Origin of the sequence: Albidovulum marisflavi (genome assembly GCF_025751435.1) — a bacterium.
In the GTDB taxonomy this organism is placed as follows: domain Bacteria; phylum Pseudomonadota; class Alphaproteobacteria; order Rhodobacterales; family Rhodobacteraceae; genus Albidovulum; species Albidovulum marisflavi.
This window is the reverse complement of record NZ_JAOWKY010000001.1, coordinates 1,170,177-1,187,248: the sequence shown is the minus strand read 5'-3', so window position 1 is coordinate 1,187,248 and position 17,072 is coordinate 1,170,177. Positions and strand designations below refer to the sequence as shown.

General features: G+C 65.1%; 17 protein-coding genes. 7 read left to right on the top strand and 10 right to left on the bottom strand.

Annotated elements, in window-relative coordinates; translation table 11 throughout:
* Position 1: 1 nt before the first annotated feature.
* On the bottom strand, positions 2-241 hold the full coding sequence (locus OEW28_RS05735; RefSeq protein ID WP_263733743.1) for a YdcH family protein: 240 nt from the start codon (positions 239-241) through the stop codon (positions 2-4).
* 201 nt (positions 242-442) lie between these two features.
* Here OEW28_RS05735 and OEW28_RS05730 point away from each other — a divergent pair, with 201 nt between their 5' ends.
* Positions 443-1,573 (top strand): aminodeoxychorismate synthase component I, encoded by a 1,131-nt coding sequence (locus tag OEW28_RS05730; RefSeq protein ID WP_263733742.1) that lies wholly within the window; start codon positions 443-445, stop codon positions 1,571-1,573.
* Positions 1,537-2,163, top strand: a complete 627-nt coding sequence (locus OEW28_RS05725; RefSeq protein WP_263733741.1) for an aminotransferase class IV family protein — start codon at positions 1,537-1,539, stop codon at positions 2,161-2,163. The genes OEW28_RS05730 and OEW28_RS05725 overlap by 37 nt, the downstream gene beginning before the upstream one ends.
* Before the next feature lie 2 nt (positions 2,164-2,165).
* On the opposite strand, the gene OEW28_RS05720 is transcribed toward OEW28_RS05725, so the two are convergent.
* From OEW28_RS05720 to betI, 4 genes are all read right to left on the bottom strand, one after another.
* The gene (locus OEW28_RS05720; protein ID WP_263733740.1) at positions 2,166-2,699 is read right to left on the bottom strand and encodes a DUF1003 domain-containing protein; all 534 of its coding nucleotides are present in this window, start codon (positions 2,697-2,699) and stop codon (positions 2,166-2,168) included.
* A 75-nt stretch (positions 2,700-2,774) separates the two neighbouring features.
* Positions 2,775-4,424 carry a choline dehydrogenase gene (betA, locus tag OEW28_RS05715; RefSeq protein ID WP_263733739.1) on the bottom strand — a complete coding sequence of 550 codons (1,650 nt, stop codon included), beginning with the start codon at positions 4,422-4,424 and terminating at the stop codon, positions 2,775-2,777.
* Between the two features lie 10 nt (positions 4,425-4,434).
* Positions 4,435-5,427 (bottom strand): pyridoxal-phosphate dependent enzyme, encoded by a 993-nt coding sequence (locus tag OEW28_RS05710; protein WP_263733738.1) that lies wholly within the window; start codon positions 5,425-5,427, stop codon positions 4,435-4,437.
* Positions 5,428-5,458: 31 nt separating this feature from the next.
* Positions 5,459-6,034: a choline-binding transcriptional repressor BetI gene (gene betI / locus OEW28_RS05705; RefSeq protein WP_263733737.1), complete on the bottom strand. Its 576-nt coding sequence runs from the start codon at positions 6,032-6,034 to the stop codon at positions 5,459-5,461.
* A gap of 210 nt (positions 6,035-6,244) precedes the next feature.
* Here betI and choX point away from each other — a divergent pair, with 210 nt between their 5' ends.
* From choX to choV, 3 genes are all read left to right on the top strand, one after another.
* Positions 6,245-7,168, top strand: a complete 924-nt coding sequence (gene choX, locus OEW28_RS05700; protein WP_263733736.1) for a choline ABC transporter substrate-binding protein — start codon at positions 6,245-6,247, stop codon at positions 7,166-7,168.
* A gap of 108 nt (positions 7,169-7,276) precedes the next feature.
* Positions 7,277-8,122 (top strand): choline ABC transporter permease subunit, encoded by an 846-nt coding sequence (gene choW, locus OEW28_RS05695; RefSeq protein ID WP_263734381.1) that lies wholly within the window; start codon positions 7,277-7,279, stop codon positions 8,120-8,122.
* Positions 8,119-9,162, top strand: a complete 1,044-nt coding sequence (gene choV / locus OEW28_RS05690; protein WP_263733735.1) for a choline ABC transporter ATP-binding protein — start codon at positions 8,119-8,121, stop codon at positions 9,160-9,162. The genes choW and choV overlap by 4 nt, the downstream gene beginning before the upstream one ends.
* A 27-nt stretch (positions 9,163-9,189) precedes the next feature.
* Here the strand turns inward: choV and OEW28_RS05685 are convergent, their stop codons facing one another.
* Together OEW28_RS05685 and OEW28_RS05680 are read right to left on the bottom strand one after the other, a co-directional pair.
* A complete protein-coding gene (locus OEW28_RS05685) occupies positions 9,190-10,095 on the bottom strand; it encodes a DMT family transporter (RefSeq protein ID WP_263733734.1) in 906 nt (301 codons plus the stop codon).
* Positions 10,096-10,131: 36 nt separating this feature from the next.
* A complete protein-coding gene (locus OEW28_RS05680; protein WP_263733733.1) occupies positions 10,132-10,734 on the bottom strand; it encodes a LysE/ArgO family amino acid transporter in 603 nt (200 codons plus the stop codon).
* A gap of 84 nt (positions 10,735-10,818) precedes the next feature.
* Here OEW28_RS05680 and OEW28_RS05675 point away from each other — a divergent pair, with 84 nt between their 5' ends.
* On the top strand, positions 10,819-11,703 hold the full coding sequence (locus OEW28_RS05675; RefSeq protein WP_263733732.1) for a LysR family transcriptional regulator ArgP: 885 nt from the start codon (positions 10,819-10,821) through the stop codon (positions 11,701-11,703).
* A gap of 27 nt (positions 11,704-11,730) precedes the next feature.
* On the opposite strand, the gene OEW28_RS05670 is transcribed toward OEW28_RS05675, so the two are convergent.
* Complete coding sequence (locus OEW28_RS05670; RefSeq protein ID WP_263733731.1) at positions 11,731-12,474, bottom strand: YebC/PmpR family DNA-binding transcriptional regulator; 744 nt, start codon at positions 12,472-12,474, stop codon at positions 11,731-11,733.
* Positions 12,475-12,611: 137 nt separating this feature from the next.
* Here OEW28_RS05670 and OEW28_RS05665 point away from each other — a divergent pair, with 137 nt between their 5' ends.
* Positions 12,612-14,381 carry an SLC13 family permease gene (locus OEW28_RS05665; protein ID WP_263733730.1) on the top strand — a complete coding sequence of 590 codons (1,770 nt, stop codon included), beginning with the start codon at positions 12,612-12,614 and terminating at the stop codon, positions 14,379-14,381.
* A gap of 6 nt (positions 14,382-14,387) precedes the next feature.
* On the opposite strand, the gene OEW28_RS05660 is transcribed toward OEW28_RS05665, so the two are convergent.
* Together OEW28_RS05660 and OEW28_RS05655 are read right to left on the bottom strand one after the other, a co-directional pair.
* The gene (locus OEW28_RS05660) at positions 14,388-16,166 is read right to left on the bottom strand and encodes an SLC13 family permease (protein WP_263733729.1); all 1,779 of its coding nucleotides are present in this window, start codon (positions 16,164-16,166) and stop codon (positions 14,388-14,390) included.
* A 71-nt stretch (positions 16,167-16,237) separates the two neighbouring features.
* Positions 16,238-17,050, bottom strand: coding sequence for a TIGR00282 family metallophosphoesterase (locus OEW28_RS05655; RefSeq protein ID WP_263733728.1), 813 nt, complete (start codon positions 17,048-17,050; stop codon positions 16,238-16,240).
* Positions 17,051-17,072 lie beyond the last annotated feature (22 nt).

The window sequence follows — 17,072 nt, the reverse complement described above, 5'->3', positions numbered from 1 at the left end:
CTCAGGCGTCCGACAGCATTCGGGCGATTTCGTCCTTCAATGCGGCGCGCTTCTTGCGCATCAGCGTTTCGGTCATGCCGTCCACAGGCTCGACGTTGGTCTCGGCCCGGTGCACCTGCCGGTTGATGTCGTGATACTCGTCCGTGAGCCGCGCGAAGTGGGCGTTTCCAGCCTTCAAGTCGTGAATTTTCTCGGCGAGGCCCGGGAATTCCTCGGCCAGTTCATGCGGGGTGTTCGACATCGCGCTCTCCTATCGTTCGTGTCTTTGCGCCGATCCTAGGCATGCCGTCGCGCCTCGACCTTGACACGTGTCAAATCGCGCGCGCCGCGAACGGACGCCAAAGCGGCGGCGGCATACTTGCAACAAATCCCGTAACGAGCGAATTTGCGGCACGATTCCGCCCCCCAATCCCGGCAGCTATCCGGGTGCTGACACAGACCGATGATCCTTCTCGAAAACGGCCCTTTCGGCGAACCCGCGCTATTCGACAGTCCAAGGCGACTGATCCGTGCCGATACCGCCGCCGAGGTCGACGCGGCGCTGTCGGCGATCGATGCCGCGCGGGACGAGGGTGCGTGGCTTGCGGGCTACGCCAGCTATGAACTTGGCTATGCGCTGGAACCGAAGCTTTCCGCGCTGATGCCGCCACGGCCGCCGGGCCCGCTTCTTCATTTCGGCGTCTACGACTCGCCGCGTCTGGCCCAACCGCTGCTTGACCAGGCAGGGGCCGAGGCGGCAGGCGCCACCATCGCCCGCGCAAACCCGCTTTGGGACGCGGCCGCGCACGCGCGCGCGGTTCGCGCGGTGCAGGACTACATCGCGGCCGGAGATGTCTATCAGGTCAACCTGACGATGCAGATGGTGGCGCGGGTGACGGGATCGCCGCTTGGGCTTTACGGGGCGCTGCGGAACCGTCAGGCGGTCGCCCACGGCGCATTCGTCGCCCTTCCCGACGCGCCGATCATCCTGTCGCGCTCACCCGAGCTGTTCTTTGCCACCGACGCCCGGGGACGGATCGAGACGCGGCCGATGAAGGGCACGGCGCCGCGTGCGACCAACCCCGCCCATGACGCGGCGCTGAAGCTTGAGCTGCAGGAAAGCATCAAGAACCGCGCCGAAAACCTGATGATCGTCGACCTTCTTCGCAACGACATCTCGCGCATCGCGCGGGTCGGATCGGTGCGTGTGCCCGCGCTTTTCGCGATCGAAAGCTACGCCACCGTTCACCAGATGGTCAGCCATGTGACGGGCGACCTGGTCGCGCGCACCGCCGCCTCGGAGATCTTCCGCGCGCTTTTCCCCTGCGGATCCATCACGGGCGCCCCGAAGATCCGGGCGATGGAGATCATCCACGAGCTTGAGGCAGGACCGCGCGGCATCTATTGCGGGGGGATCGGCTGGATCGCACCCGACGGCGCATCGGCCTTCAACGTGGCGATCCGCACGATGACCCTGGCCGGGGACGAAGTCAGCTTCGGTGTCGGCGGCGGCATCGTCATCGATTCGACCGCCGAAGGCGAATGGGAGGAGGCCCTGTGGAAAGCCCGCTTTGCCGACCTGACACCCGCCTGATCGAAACCTTCGGCTGGGATGAAACCGGCTTTCGCCGCCTTGAGGCGCATCTGGCGCGCGCGCGCGCCTCGGCCCAGGCGCTTGGCTTTCGCTGGGACCGGCGTGCCATTGACACGGCGCTGGCCGGCGTTTCGGGTGATGCCGCACTGAGGGTGAGGCTGACCATCGGCCAAGCCGGCGACGCCGAAGTCACGACGGCCCCGCTGGCCCCGAACCCGCCGCGCTGGATCGCGGGCCTTGCGACGGAACGCCTGGCCTCGGACGCGCCGCTTCTGCGCCACAAGACGACCGAGCGCGCGATCTACGATCAGGCGCGCGCGCGCCTGCCCGAGGGGCTGGACGAGGTGATCTTTCTCAATGAACGCGGCGAGGTGTGCGAGGGAACGATCACCAACGTGTTCGTCGAACGGGGCCGCACGCTTCTGACCCCGCCCCTCGCGTCGGGTCTTCTGCCCGGCGTGCTGCGGGCAGAGCTTCTGGCCGCGGGACGCGCGCAGGAAGCGGCGCTGACCCCGGACGATCTGCGGGGCGCGCGCGTCTTTCTTGGCAACGCATTGCGGGAGCTGATCCCGACGCTGGTTCTTGGCTGAGCTCAGCGCCTTCCGTTCAGCAGAGTTTCGATCCGCTCTTCGATCCGTGCGAAGTGATCCACCAATTCCCGCTGGCGCAGGGCATCCAGCTTTTCGTGCAGACTCATGATCTCGAGCTCGGACTTGAGATTCACTTCGTAGTCATGCGCGGCCGCGACGCGATCCTTCGCCGCCTGGCGGTTCTGGGACATCATGATGACCGGCGCCTGGATCGCGGCCAGCATCGACAGGATCAGATTCAGGAACACGAAAGGATAGGGATCCGCCGGAACCGTCAGCAGCCAGGCGTTCACGGAGACCCAGCACAGGATCACGGCAGCGAACAGGAAGATGAAGCTCCACGATCCGCCGAAGGACGCGACGCGGTCGGCAACCCGCTGGCCGAACGTCAGCCTTTCGTGAAACGCTTCGTTAATGTTGCGCGATATGGCTGCGCGGGCCGCGATGCGCCGCAGCACGCGCTGTTCCCGCTCGGGCAGGTCGTCGTAGCCCCGGCTCAGAAGCCGCTCGGCCAGATCGCGCACCTTCGTGTCCATGTCAGCCTCCGCACCAGACTGCGGGGATCATAGCACAGGGCTTCGCACCGGCCATCGGACAAGGGGCGGCGAACCCTAGCGCTGCGCCGCCGCCCAGCGTGGGCTGAGCCATGGTTCCGAATTCGCGGGCGACAGCATACCCCTGCCCAGGATGTGGTCCGCGGCCTTTTCGCCCACCATGATCGACGGCCCGTTCAGGTTGCCGTTCGTGATGCGCGGGAAGATCGAGCTGTCCGCCACGCGCAGGCCCTCGACCCCGATCACGCGGCATTCGGGGTCCACGACCGCCATGGCATCGTCACGACGGCCCATCCGCGCCGTGCCGCAGGGGTGGTAGGCGCTTTCGGCATGTTCCCGGATGAAGGCATCGATGTCATCGTCGCTTTCGACCGCCGCGCCGGGCTGGATTTCGTGCCGCACGAATGGCGCAAACGCATCCTGCGCGAAGATTTCCCGCGTCAGGCGAACGCATTTGCGGAACTCGGACCAGTCGTCGGGATGCGACATGTAGTTGAAGAATATCTTCGGCGCCTGTTTCGGATCGGCCGAGGCAAGCGTGATCGCCCCGCGCGACTTCGACCGCATCGGTCCCACATGGGCCTGGAACCCGTGGCCTTCTGCCGCGGCCTTGCCGTCATAGCGCACGGCGATCGGCAGGAAATGATACTGGATGTCGGGATAGTCGACGCCCTTGTCAGAGCGGATGAAGGCACAGCTTTCGAACTGGTTCGACGCGCCGATGCCCCCGCCCGTCAGCAGCCACTGCGCGCCCACCCAGGCCTTTCCCAGCAGGTTCCAGTAGCGGAACAGGGTGATCGGCTGACGCGACGCATACTGCATGTAGATCTCAAGGTGATCCTGAAGGTTCGCCCCCACCCCGGGCCGATCCGCGACGACCGGGATGCCGTGTTCGGCCAGATGTGCAGCCGAACCGATGCCTGACAGCATCAGGATCTTGGGCGTGTTGATGGACGAGGCGGCAAGGATGACCTCGGCCCGCGCGCGGATGACACTGACTGCTCCGCCGCGCTCGACCTCGACGCCGGTTGCCCGGCCGTTCTCGATCACCACGCGCCGCGCAAAGGCGCGTGTCAGGGTGCAGTTCGGCCGTTTGAGGGCAGGCTTGAGATAGGCATTGGCCGCCGACCAGCGCCGACCCTTGTAGATCGTCGCCTCCATCGGGCCAAAGCCCTCCTGCTTCTGCCCGTTGTAGTCCGAGGTGACTTCATATCCAGCCTGTCGTCCCGCCTCGACGAAGGCGTGGAACAGGGGATTGGTCCTTGGGCCGCGTGAAACGTGAAGCGGTCCGGAGGTGCCGCGAAACTCTCCGGCGTCGCCACCGTGCCAGGTTTCCATCCGCCGGAAGTAGGGCAAGACGTCGGCGTAGGACCAGCCGGCGGCCCCAGTGTCGGCCCAATGGTCGAAGTCGCGCGCGTGGCCGCGCACGAAGACCATGCCGTTGATCGAAGACGATCCCCCGATCACCTTGCCGCGCGGCGTGGCAAGCCGTCGCCCGCCCAGATGCGGTTCGGGTTCCGTCCGGAACCCCCAGTCATACATCGGCATGTTCATTGGATAGGACAGCGCGCCCGGCATCTGGATGAAAGGTCCGGCGTCCGACCCCCCATGCTCGATGACGATGACCGAGCGGCCGGCTTCGGCCAGCCGGTAGGCCATCGCGCATCCGGCGGACCCCGCGCCGACGATCACATAATCCGCTTCCATTTCTTCGCCCCTAATCCTGTTGGCCCAAGACAGCCGCAAAGCTTTCAAAGGCCACATTTCCGCCTGTCACGAAGACCAGCAGGTTTTCCCCCTCGACCGGCAGTCGTCCCGCCAGGGCCGCCGCAAGCCCCACCGCGCCTGACGGCTCAAGCACCAGCTTCAGCCGCTCAAAGGCGAACCGCATCGCGCTGCGGACCTCGCCATCGGTGACGGAAAGCCCCGTCACCCCGGCAAGGCGGGCGGCGGCGAACGGCGCGGCCCCCGGTTCGGTCGCCTGAAGCGCGTCGCAGATCGTTACCCGCCCCGAGGCGACGCGCCGCCGTTCGCCGGCGGCCAGCGACTGCCCCATGCCGTCGTAGCCTTCGGGTTCGACCGCAAACAGCCGGACGGACGGGTCGGCATCGTGAAACGCAAGCGACACGCCGCCGACCAGCCCGCCGCCGCCCACGGGACAAGCGACCAGATCGACGCGGGCTTCCTGTTCCGCAAGCTGCTCCAGCGCTTCCAGCGCGGCGCCCGCCTGTCCGGCCACGATGGCGGGATCGTCGAAGGGATGAAGCAGCACCAGGCCCTCTTCCGCCGCGATTTCCCTCGCAAGGGCCGAGGCGGCCTCTTCCCGTGGGCGGTCGCCGTGATGGGACAGGACGATGCGCGCGCCCAATACCTCGGTTGCGCGGCGCTTGGATTCTGGCGCGTCGACCGGCATCACGATCGTCACGGGAACCCCCTGCGCCTGCCCCGCTGCGGCCAGGCCTTGCGCGAAATTGCCCGACGAATAGGCCACCACACCCGCCCTGCGCTCATCCTCGGAAAGCCGGGTCAGACGCCAGGTGGCGCCGCGGATCTTGAACGACCCCGCGGTCTGAAGGTTTTCCGCCTTGACGAAGGCCCGTGCCGCCCCTGTGGCCCGTGCCAGTGGCGCGGACTCGATCAGCGGGGTCCGCACCGTGGTCCGGCGCGTCGTCGCAAACGCCTCGGACAATTCCTGGGGCGACGCGATCATCTGTGGTTCATCCGCGACTGGTCCGCCATCGTCAGTCCCTCAGTTCCAGCTTGATGTAGGACAGGACCTCTTCCGCCGCAGCTGCGGCGTCTGGGGGCGCGGATTTCAGCGCCTCGCGCAGGTAGACACCATCGATCAACGCGCCGACGTGGCGCGCCACTGCGTCGGCACGCGCGCCGATCAGCGTCCGCAGTTCGTGGCAAAGGTTCGAATGCAGGCGTCGATGGTAGATCGAGAGAAGCCGCTTCGCCTCTGGCACCGTCTGGGCCAGCACATAGAAGTTCAGCCAGGCGCCAATCACCTCGCGGCGGAAATTCGCGGTCGAGAAGCTGGCGCGCACGATGCCCGTGACCCGCGCCCACTCCCCGTCAGCCGCCGTCAGCGCGCCGCGAACCTCTGCCCCATAAAGCGTCAGGATATGGCGCATCGCGGCCAGGAATATCTGTTCCTTCGATCCGAAATAGTGATGCGCCAGCGCCGAGGACATGCCAGCGCGCTTGGCGATCTGGCTGACAGTCACGTCCAGCGATCCGGTGCGTCCGATCTCGACGATCGTCGCCTTCACAAGTGCTTCCTTGCGAATCGGTTCCATCCCGATCTTGGGCATTGCTCGCTCCTGTCCTTGCTTCCGAGTTACAAGAGCGTTTGTTGACTCGTCAATCAAGAAAAAACTTGTTCACAACTGCGCCTTTGCCACGACAGCCGCTATGGCATAGGCTTTCGGGACTGAAGAAGCCGAGTAGATGAGATTTTGCTTGCAAGGCCCGGTCCTGGTGCGGTTAATTGACGCGCCAATCAATAAAAAAGGGAGTTCCCCATGATCCTTCGTTCGATCCTGCTTGCCAGCGTCGCCCTTACGGCGGCGCCCGCCTTTGCCGAAGGCTGCGACACCGTGACGTTCTCTGATGTCGGCTGGACAGACATCACCGCGACCACGGCAGTGACGACCACGATCCTTGACGCCCTCGGCTATGAAACCGACGTCAAGGTTCTTTCGATCCCGGTGACCTATACCGGCATGGCCGAGGGCGACATCGACGTCTTCCTCGGCAACTGGATGCCCACGATGGAGGCCGACATTGCGCCCTACCGCGATGGGGGCACAGTCGACATCGTTCGCGTCAACCTGGTCGGCGCGAAATACACCCTTGCCACGAACGAGGCCGGCGCGGCGCTTGGCATCGGCGACTTCGCCGACATCGCCGCGCACAAGGATGCGCTTGAAGGGCAGATCTACGGGATCGAACCCGGCAACGACGGCAACCGGCTGATCCTTGACATGATCTCCTCGAATGCTTTCGGCCTGGAAGGGTTTGATGTCGTCGAAAGCTCGGAGCAGGGGATGCTTGCCGAGGTGGAAAAGCACAACGGCGACGACAAGCCGATCATCTTCCTGGGCTGGGAGCCCCACCCGATGAACGCCAACTACAAGATGACCTATCTTGCGGGCGGCGACGACTGGTTCGGGCCGAACTTCGGCGGCGCCGAAGTCTACACCAATGTGCGCGCGGGCTATGTGGCCGAATGCCCGAACGTCGGAAAGCTGCTTGAGAACCTCGAATTCTCGCTTGCCATGGAAAACGAGATCATGGGGGCGATCCTGAACGAGGGCGAAGAGCCAGGCGACGCCGCGAAGGCATGGCTGGCCGCGAACCAGGACGCGCTGACGCCCTGGCTGGACGGCGTGACCGCCAAGGACGGCGGCGACGCGATGGCGGCCGTGACTTCGGCGATCCAGTAAGACCTGTCGGGCATAAACCCGCATGACCCAGTTGCGGCGGCCGTGGATGTCGCCGCAACCAGAACGCCATGAAAGCGCAATCGGGGGACACCCATGGAATGGCTGACGATGATATGGCTGGGGATCGTCACGGACGAAAAGATCCCCGTCGGCAAGCTGGCCAAGGCTATGTTCGACTGGATGAAGGCCAACCTCAAATGGCTGTTCGACGGGATGTCGGAGGCGATGGAGTGGCTCATCGCCGCGATCCTGTGGTGCCTTGAAGCGCCCCATCCCCTGATCCTGATCGCCCTTGCCGTGGCGCTGACCTGGTATCTTCAGCGGAAGTGGAAGACCTGCGTTCTGGTCGGACTGGGTTTCCTGTTCATCCTTGACCAGGGCTACTGGGACGAGACGATGGAAAGCCTTACGCTGATCCTGTCGTCCTGCGTGGTCTGCATGGGCGTCGGCGTTCCGATCGGAATTGCCGCCGCGCACCGGCCGCGTCTTTACGCGGCGATGCAACCGGTCCTTGACCTGATGCAGACCCTGCCGACCTTCGTCTACCTGATCCCCGCGATCGTGTTCTTCGGACTTGGGATGGTGCCCGGATTGATGGCGACGGTGATCTTCGTGGTGCCCGCGCCGATCCGGCTGACGCATCTGGGCGTTTCCAACACCCCCACCGCCCTGACCGAGGCGCTGACCGCGTTCGGCGCGACCAAGCGCCAGGTCCTGTTCAAGGCCGAACTTCCCTACGCCCTGCCTCAGATCATGGCCGGGCTGAACCAGACCATCATGCTGTCGCTTTCGATGGTGGTGATCGCCGCGCTGGTGGGTGCCGACGGCTTGGGCGTTCCCGTCGTGCGCGCGCTGAACTCGGTCAACACCGCGCTTGGTTTTGAATCCGGCTTCGTCATCGTGGTCGTCGCCATCGTGCTTGACCGCATGCTCCGCAAGGGAGGTTCGAAATGAGCGCGTCACCCGAAATTGCCGTCGAGTTCGACAAGGTCAACATCGTTTTCGGCGATCACCCCGAACGCGCCCTGCCCTTGATGGACCAGGGGCTTTCCCGGTCCGAGATCCAGGAAAAGACAGGTCAGATCCTTGGCGTTCACGACTGTTCCCTTTCCGTCGCCAAGGGCGAGATCCTGGTGCTGATGGGCCTGTCCGGGTCAGGAAAGTCGACGCTTCTGCGCGCGGTGAACGGGCTGAACCCGGTCTGCCGGGGCGCGGTCACGGTCCACGACAATGGCTGGAGCTGCGAAATCGGCAGCGCCGGGGGCGAAGACCTTCTGAGGGTTCGGCGGGAATGCGTCGCCATGGTATTCCAGCAGTTCGGCCTTCTGCCCTGGCGCAGTGTGCGCGAAAACGTGGGCCTGGGGCTGGAACTGGCCGGCATGGATCCCGCCAAGATCCGCGAAAGGGTCGATGCGCAGCTTGCGCTGGTCGGATTGGCGGAAAGGGCCGACGCCAAGGTCGGAGAGCTGTCGGGAGGGATGCAGCAGCGCGTGGGTCTGGCCCGCGCCTTCGTGACCGAGGCGCCTATCCTTCTGATGGACGAACCCTTCTCGGCCCTGGATCCGCTCATACGCACGCGCTTGCAGGACGAGCTGCTTGAGTTGCAGCAAAAGCTTCAACGCACGATCATCTTCGTGAGCCACGACCTGGACGAGGCGTTCAAGATCGGGAACCGGATCGCGCTGATGGAAGGCGGGCGGATCGTACAATGCGGCACTGCGCGAGAAATCATCGCGAACCCGGTTTCCGACTATGTCGCGGACTTCGTGAACCACATGAACCCCCTGTCGGTCCTGACGGCGCGCGACGCGATCGAAATCACGCCGAACACCATTCCGACCGCCGGCCAGACCGACATCGACACGCCGATCAAGGACGTCATGGCGCAGCTCAAGGATGAGACGCGCGCGCTTGAAGTGCTGGATCGGGGTCAGGTCGTCGGCCAGGTGTCGCGCAGAACGGTCATCGCGCGCCTTCTGGACCCGCGCGGATAGCTGGGGCCTGGGAACGGCATCGCGTCGTCAGATCTTGGCCGCTTCGGGCGCGGGGGTCGTGACCCGGCGCCTGAGCTGCGCTTCGCGCAACGTCATGTAGCTGATCGCCGCGATGATCATGCCGCCCCCGGCCAGAACGTAGGGATCCACCGGCTCTCCGAAGACAAGCGCCCCTAGCAGCGTCGCCCAGACCAGTTGCAGGAAGGTGACCGGCTGCGTCACGGTCAGCGGCGCCGCGGCGAAGGCGCGCATCATCGCGTAGTGGCCAAAGGTCGCGAAGGCCGCGACGATCGCCAGCCAGAAGGTCTGCTCTGCCGTCGGCGGGACCCAGACCGCCGCGGCGAAGGGCGCAAGCCCGACGGTGACCGTCAGCGACAGGAACGCCACCAGCGTCACCGGCCGCACCATCCCCGAAAGCCGCTTGGCGATCAGATAGGACAACCCGAAGAACAGGGCCGCGCCAAGCTGCGCGAAATGGCCCGGCAGGATCTCCCTCATGCCGGGGCGAAGTACGATGACCGCACCGACAAGCGCCACACCGATCGCCGTCATCCGCCTGAGCGCGATCTGTTCGCCCAGGAACAGCGCCGCTCCCGCCGTGACGACGATCGGGTTCAGGTAGCCGATCGCCGTGACCTCGGCCAAGGGAATGCGCGCCATGGCGAAGAACCACAGCATCACCGCCATCGTGTGCAATGCCCCCCGCCCCAGCACCAGCGGAATGGCGGCACGCGGCAACCCCGCTCGGAAGCCCAGCACCAGCGACGGCCCGAGGAACAGCAGGCCGAAGGCAAAGCGGATGAACGCGCTTTCCGCGGCAGGCAGGTCCGTGCCCAGATGCCGGACAGTCGCGTTCACCGCCACGAAACTGAGCCCGGTCACGAGCATCCAGGCGATCCCGCTCAAGGGGTTATTGTCGGGCTGTGGCAGCATGGCGCGAGATGACAGCAAAAGCGTCGACGCCGCAAGTCATCCGGTTGCAAGGCTCCATGCGATCGACCACATGACCAGCGCGATCGCAAGGTCCAGCACCCGCCATGCCGCTGGCCGCGCGAAGACCGGCTGCAAAAGGCGCGCGCCATAAGCCAGGGTGAAGAAGAATGCAAACGAGGCCGAGCCTGCGCCAAGCCCGAATGCGGCCGTTCGGCCCGGATACTGCGCCGAGATCGACCCGACCAACACCACCGTATCCAGCCAGACATGCGGGTTGAGCCAGGTCATCGCACCAACCATCAGCAGGGTAGGCCATAGCTTGGCATAGGCCCTGCCGCCTGCGCGCAAGACAGCGCCCCCTTGCAGCGCCTGCCAGGCGCAGCGGGCGCCATAGACCATGAGGAATGCCACGCCGCCCCAGAGCAGAACCGGACCAAGCCACGGCAAGGCGCGGCTTGCAATCGCGAAGCCCGAAACGCCCAGCGCGATCAGGACTGCGTCGGACACCGAGCAGAACAGGGCGACCGCGAAGACATGCGTTCCCTCAAGCCCCTGCCGCAGGACGAACGCATTCTGCGCCCCAATCGCAAGGATCAGTCCAAGTCCAAGCTGAAATCCTGAAACATAGGCCGTGTGCATCGTCCGCTCCTTCGACGCCTTGCCCCTAGCGCAAGCACGGAATTAATTACAGTTCATGATTCTTAACTTTGTTAAGGCTTGCTAATGTTCGACCCAGCGCGATTGCAGGCCCTGGCGGCGATTCTGCGCCATGGATCCTTCGAGGCCGCCGCTCAGAAGCTTGGAGTGACGCCTTCGGCGATTTCCCAGCGCATCCGGGCGCTGGAGGATCAGGTGGGCGCACCGCTGATCCAGCGCGGACAGCCTTGCCAGGCAACCCCGGCGGGCGCGCGACTGGCGCGCCATGCAGAAGACATGCGACTTCTTGAACGTTCGGTGGCGCAGGATATCGGGACGCCGCCGCCCGATGCCCGCCCGGTGGTGCGCCTGGCGGTGAACGCGGACAGCCTGGCAACATGGTTCGTGCCGGCACTTCGTGCCTTGCCCGACGTGCTTTTCGACCTGGTCGTCGAAGATGAGGACCATTCCGGCGACTGGCTGCGTCGCGGTCAGGTGCAGGCCGCCGTCACCAGCCATGGCACACCGATCGCCGGGTGCGACGCCTATCCGCTGGGCAGCCTGCGGTTCGTGGCGGCGGCAAGCCCCGAATTCGCCCGGCATTGGTTTGCCAGCGGCGTGAACGAGGAAACCCTGTCCCGCGCCCCCACGCTGACATTCAACCACAAGGACCGCCTTCAGGCAGAGTGGGCCTGCGCGCAGGCGGGCCGAAGGATCGAGCCGCCCACCCATTACCTGCCATTGACGCAAGGCTTCGTGGACGCGGCGCTGGCCGGTCTGGGATGGGCGCTGCATCCGGTGTCACTTGTTCGCGGCCATCTCGCTACGGGGCGTCTGGTGCCGCTCGTACCGGACGCGCCGCTTGACAGGGCGCTGACCTGGCAGGTGGGGCGCCTGACCGCTGGTGCGCTGGCGCCGCTGACGCAGGCGGTGCGAAAGGCTGCCGCCGCGACGCTTCAGGCCCCGAAATGAAACGGAGCCGTCACCGGCCCCGCAAGATCACGCCAGCTGTGCGACCACTTCGTCAGGTACATCGAAGTTGTGCGTGACAGTCTGCACGTCGTCGTCCTCTTCCAGCATGTCCACAAGACGCATGAGCTTCTGCGCGGTCTCGAGGTCGACCACGGTGCGGCTTTGCGGTTTCCAGATCAGCTTGGACTCGGTCGATTCGCCCAGGATTTCCTCAAGCTTGTCGGACACGTTCGAAAGGTCCTCGACCTTGCAGTAGATCCAGTGCCCGTCCTCGTCGGATTCGACGTCATCCGCGCCCGCATCAAGCGCGGCCATCATCACCGTATCGGCGTCACCCGCCGACGCGGGGTAGGAGATTTCGCCAACGCGGTCGAAGCTGTGGCTGACCGAGCCGGTCTGGCCAAGGTTGCCGCCGCACTTGGTGAAGTAGCTGCGAACGTTCGACGCGGTGCGGTTCAAGTTGTCTGTCATCGCCTCGACGATGATCGCGATCCCGTTGACGCCATACCCTTCGTAACGGATCTCGGTATAGTCCTCGGCGTCGCCGCCCAACGATTTCTTGATGGCGCGCTCGATCACGTCCTTGGGGCAGGACACGGCCTTGGCCGCCTTGACCGCCAGACGCAGACGCGGGTTCTTGTCGGGGTCCGGGTCGCCCATCTTCGCGGCGACGGTGATTTCCTTCGCCAGTTTCGAAAACAGTTTCGAACGTGCCGCATCCTGCCGCCCCTTGCGGTGCTGGATGTTGGCCCATTTTGAATGGCCAGCCATGACCTTCTCCGTCGGAATTTCTCGCGCGTCTCTATATGTCAGGCGCAAGGGGGGCCGCAACCCCGCTGCGCATGGTGGTTCTGCGGGGTTGCCCGCGCGGCCAAGCAAGGCTTGAATGGCCAAACGGAGGGCGCCCCATGTCGCGAGATCAGATCATCCTGTTCACTCTCTTCGCGCTGGTGTTCATCGCGCTTATCTCGGGGCGTTGGAGATATGACGCGGTCGCCTTCACCGCGCTGCTGGCGGGGGTCCTTCTGGGCGTCGTTCCGGCCGCCTCGGCGTTCGAGGGTTTCGGCCACCCCGCGACCCTGGTGGTCGCGCTTGTCCTGGTGGTCTCGGCAGGGCTGACGCGGGCGGGGGTCGTCCTTATGATCACCCGTCGCTTCATCAAGCCGGGGCGCGGGATGGGCGGCCATATCGTCATGATGGGCGCGATCGGAGGAGTGCTTTCCGCCTTCATGAACAACGTGGCGGCGCTGGCGATCCTGATGCCCGTCGACGTGTCCACCGCGCGGCAGCAGGGGCGCGCGCCGGGGCGCACGCTGATGCCGCTGTCCTTTGCGACGATCCTTGGCGGCATGGTCACGCTGATCGGCACGCCGCCCAACATCATCATCGCGGCAATCCGCCAGGATTCACTTGGCCAACCCTTTTCCATGTTCGATTTCGCGCCGGTCGGCGGTGTCGTGGCGCTGACCGGCCTGATCTTTGTCGCGCTGATCGGCTGGCGGCTGATCCCACAGCGCGAAGAGCAGGAGGCGCGGGCCGAAGTGGCCGCATTCGTCGCGGAGCTTGTCATCTCGGAAAGCTCGTCGATTGCGGGCAAGCCGATAAGCGCGTTCCTGGAAGAGGCGGATCGCGCCGGCGCATTCCTGGTGGCGGTCACCCGTGATGGCCGCACCCGGCAGACCCTTTCCAAGGACCTTGAAATGCAGCCCGGCGACGTCTTGCGCCTGGAAGCCGGGTCCGAAGCGCTGGATGCATTGCGGGCGGGGCTTGATCTCGATTTCGCGGATCAGCGTCGCAAGCACTACCTCGAAGCGGAAAAGGCGGGGCTTGTCCTGGTTCAGGCGGCGGTCCCCGCAGGAGCCCGGATCGTCGGCAAAAGCGCCGAATCGGTCGGGCTGATCTGGCGCCGCGGAACGGTGCTGATGGGCATTTCCCGACAGGGCCGCGTGGTCACAGGCCCATTGCGCAAGGCCGTGATCCACACCGGCGACGTGTTGCTTTTGCTGGCCCCGAACGACAGCGCCGCGCGCGTGATCAATTGGCTGGGGTGCCTGCCGATGGCAGAAGGGAACCTGCCCCTGACACGGCGCGACCACACCGCCGGCGCGATCACGATTTTCGTGCTTGCCGTCATCGCGGCCAGTTTCGGCCTGGTCGATCTTCCCGTTGCGCTCGGATGTGTGGTGGCGGGCTATGTCGGCTATCGGATCCTGCCGTTGGCCGAGGTCTATGACCAGATCGAGTGGCCGGTGATCGTGCTTCTGGGCTCGATGATACCCCTTGGCGCCGCGCTGGAAACCTCTGGCGGAACCAGCCTGATCGCCTCGGGCATCCTGACGCTTAGTGCTGGCGCGCCCGCATGGGTCGCGGTCGGGCTGTTGATGGTGGTCACCATGTCGCTGTCGGACGTCCTGAACAACACCGCCACCGCAATCGTCGCGGCACCGGTGGGGATCGCGATGGCCGACGCCTTAGGGGCATCGCCCGATCCGTTCCTGATGGCCGTCGCCGTCGCGGCTTCCTGCGCCTTCCTCACCCCGATCGGGCACAAGAACAACATGCTGATCCTGGGACCGGGCCAGTACCGTTTCGGGGACTACTGGCGCATGGGGCTGCCGCTGGAGGCGCTGGTCATCGCGACCGGCTTGCCCGCCATCCTTTTCTTCTGGCCCCTCTGATCAAGACTAGAAGTCGTAAAGCAGCGGCACGACGATCGTGCAGACCAGCGCCGAAATGATGTTCATCGGCAACCCGAACCGGACGAAGTCGGTAAAGCGGTAGCCGCCCGGACCGTAGACAAGCGTGTTCGTCTGATAGCCGATCGGCGTGGCGAAGGCCGCCGAGGCGCCAATCATCACGGTCACGATCAGCGGCCGCGGGTCGATTCCCATCGACTGCGCCAGCCCGATCACGACCGGCGTGACGATCACCGCGACTGCGTTGTTCGACACGATCTCGGTCAGGAAGGAGGTTCCTGCATAGACGCAGAACACCAGCATGTAGGGCGGCAGGTCCTGCAGCGCGGGCGAGGCCCAGGCCACGACCATGTCCACCGCGCCGGAATGTTCAAGCCCCGCGCCGACGCCCAGCATCCCGAACAGAAGCCCCATGAGCTGTCCGTCAACGGACGAAAATGCCTCTTCGGCATCGATGCAGCCGGTCAGAAGCACCACGGCCACGCCGACGAAGGCCAGAAGCTGAATCGGCGCGATTTCCAGTGCGGCCAGCAACACGACCCCGGCCAGGACCCCGATGACGATCGGGGCGTGTCCGCGACGGTAGGCGCGCTGCGTCGGGCGGCCGACGTCCACCAGTTCCATGTCAGAGGCCAGGCGCCCGATATCCTCGGACGCGCCTTCCAGCAGCAGCGTGTCCCCAACCTGAACGATGAGGTCATCCAGCTGCCGGCCGATGTTCTGGTTCCGCCTGTGCACAGCCAGGGGATAGACCCCGTAGCGGCGGCGCAGGCGCATCGATCCCAGCGACCGGCCGACCATATGGCAACCCTGGGTGATCAGCACCTCGACGGTTTCGGTCTGCACCGAGGACAGCTTGTCGACCATGCGGACCTGCTTGTTCGACTGCATCCCTAGGATTTCCGACATCGGCGTGCGCAGAACGACGCGATCGCCCGCCTGCAACTGGACCGAGGCCAGATCCCGCCGCAGCGAAACGTCGCCGCGCAGGACATCGACCACGCGGACACTGCCTCGCTTGAAGATATCGACCTCGTCCAGTGTCTTTCCCAAAAGCTCGGAATCCTCGGGGACCGCGACCTCGGTAAAGAACTTCATCTTCGACCGGTCGGCCAGCAGCGCCGACATCGAATCGCGCGTGGGCAGCAGCCGGCGGGAAAAGAGCCCGATGTAGGTCAGCCCCACCAGCGCCACGCAGATGCCGAGAGGCGTAATGTCGAAGATCCCGAAGGGTTCCAGCCCCCTGACCCGCGCCACGCCATCGACGACAAGGTTGGTCGAGGTGCCGATCATGGTGAGCGTGCCGCCAAGGATCGTCATGTAGCTGAGCGGGATCAGCATCTTGGATGGCGCGACCGACAGCTTCTTGGACAGGGTGATGAAGATCGGGATCATCACGACCACCAGCGGCGTGTTGTTCACGAAGGCCGACAGGCCGGTCACCAGAAGCCCGACCCCCACAAGCGTGCGGACCGGATGCTTTTCGACATTCTGCGCGGCCACCGTGCTGAGCGTTTCCAGCGCGCCGGTCCTGACCAGCGCGCCGACGATGATGAACATGGCCGCGATCGTCCAGGGCGCATTGTTCGACAGGACCGCCGCGACATCGTTGTGGGGAAGAATGCCAAGCACCAGCATCACCGCCGCGCCGCCGATCGCCACGACCTCGACCGGGTAGGTTTCCCGCACGAACATGACAAGCATCGTGGCCAGGATGCCAAGCGAAATGAACGCCTCGGCGGTTTGCGATAGGTCGAGGTCGAACATCATGTCTCCCGGTCGTATGGCATGAGCCATACAGAAACGCGGGGCCCAATCAAGCGCGACGCGTCCAAATCTCAGGGCCTGGCTTCTTCAAGACGCCCGCCAAGCCGGATCATGCGGATTTTTCGGGCAAGTCCGCTGCGATCGTCGGTTTCGACGTAGACACCCGACAGCGTCGCTTCGCCGTTCGCGGGGCTGAAGCGTTCCTTCACCATGCCCGTGACGAAGCGGCGCATGGGTTCCAGCTTCTCCATCCCGATGACCGAGTTGTAGTCCCCGCACATGCCTGCGTCGCTGAGGTAGCCGGTGCCGCCAAGCAGCACCTGCGCGTCGCCCGTCGGAACGTGGGTATGCGTGCCGACGACAAGGCTGGCCCTTCCGTCGCACCAATGCCCCATGCCCATCTTCTCGCTCGTCGCTTCGGCGTGGAAGTCAAGGATGGAGGCCTGCACCGCGCCGCCCAGCGTGTGCGCCCGCAAGAGCGAATCCACGGCTGAAAACGGATCGTCGAAAGGCCGCTTCATGAAGACCTGCCCCAGCGCCTGGGCGACCAGCACCTTTTGCCCGCCAGCGGCGGTGAAGACGCGCGCGCCCTTGCCCGGCGCGGTCTTGGCATAGTTCAGCGGTCGCAGGATGCGCGGTTCGGTTTCGATGAAGGACAGCATGTCCTTCTGGTCGAAGGCATGATCGCCAAGCGTCACGCAATCGGCGCCTGCAGCAAGCAGCGCCTTGGCGTGTTCAGGCGAAAGCCCCGCCCCCGAGGTCGCGTTTTCACCGTTGACCACGACGAAATCGAGGCCCCATTCATCCCGCAGCGCCTTCAGCCGCGCGGACACCGCAGCACGGCCCGAGCGGCCCACCACATCGCCAAGAAAAAGCAGTTTCATGCCCACTGCCTAAGGCCAGCGC

Bases quoted from the DNA above. Each gene is read 5' to 3' on its own strand.
- OEW28_RS05710 (WP_263733738.1), bottom strand. From the start codon at position 5,427: ATGATCGCGTCGCCCCAGGAATTGTCCGAGGCGTTTGCGACGACGCGC.
- choV (WP_263733735.1), top strand. From the start codon at position 8,119: ATGAGCGCGTCACCCGAAATTGCCGTCGAGTTCGACAAGGTCAACATC.
- choW (WP_263734381.1), top strand. From the start codon at position 7,277: ATGATATGGCTGGGGATCGTCACGGACGAAAAGATCCCCGTCGGCAAG.
- OEW28_RS05655 (WP_263733728.1), bottom strand. From the start codon at position 17,050: ATGAAACTGCTTTTTCTTGGCGATGTGGTGGGCCGCTCGGGCCGTGCT.
- OEW28_RS05680 (WP_263733733.1), bottom strand. From the start codon at position 10,734: ATGCACACGGCCTATGTTTCAGGATTTCAGCTTGGACTTGGACTGATC.
- betI (WP_263733737.1), bottom strand. From the start codon at position 6,034: ATGCCCAAGATCGGGATGGAACCGATTCGCAAGGAAGCACTTGTGAAG.
- OEW28_RS05720 (WP_263733740.1), bottom strand. From the start codon at position 2,699: ATGGACACGAAGGTGCGCGATCTGGCCGAGCGGCTTCTGAGCCGGGGC.
- OEW28_RS05675 (WP_263733732.1), top strand. From the start codon at position 10,819: ATGTTCGACCCAGCGCGATTGCAGGCCCTGGCGGCGATTCTGCGCCAT.
- OEW28_RS05735 (WP_263733743.1), bottom strand. From the start codon at position 241: ATGTCGAACACCCCGCATGAACTGGCCGAGGAATTCCCGGGCCTCGCC.
- betA (WP_263733739.1), bottom strand. From the start codon at position 4,424: ATGGAAGCGGATTATGTGATCGTCGGCGCGGGGTCCGCCGGATGCGCG.
- choX (WP_263733736.1), top strand. From the start codon at position 6,245: ATGATCCTTCGTTCGATCCTGCTTGCCAGCGTCGCCCTTACGGCGGCG.
- OEW28_RS05665 (WP_263733730.1), top strand. From the start codon at position 12,612: ATGTCGCGAGATCAGATCATCCTGTTCACTCTCTTCGCGCTGGTGTTC.
- OEW28_RS05660 (WP_263733729.1), bottom strand. From the start codon at position 16,166: ATGTTCGACCTCGACCTATCGCAAACCGCCGAGGCGTTCATTTCGCTT.
- OEW28_RS05730 (WP_263733742.1), top strand. From the start codon at position 443: ATGATCCTTCTCGAAAACGGCCCTTTCGGCGAACCCGCGCTATTCGAC.
- OEW28_RS05670 (WP_263733731.1), bottom strand. From the start codon at position 12,474: ATGGCTGGCCATTCAAAATGGGCCAACATCCAGCACCGCAAGGGGCGG.
- OEW28_RS05685 (WP_263733734.1), bottom strand. From the start codon at position 10,095: ATGCTGCCACAGCCCGACAATAACCCCTTGAGCGGGATCGCCTGGATG.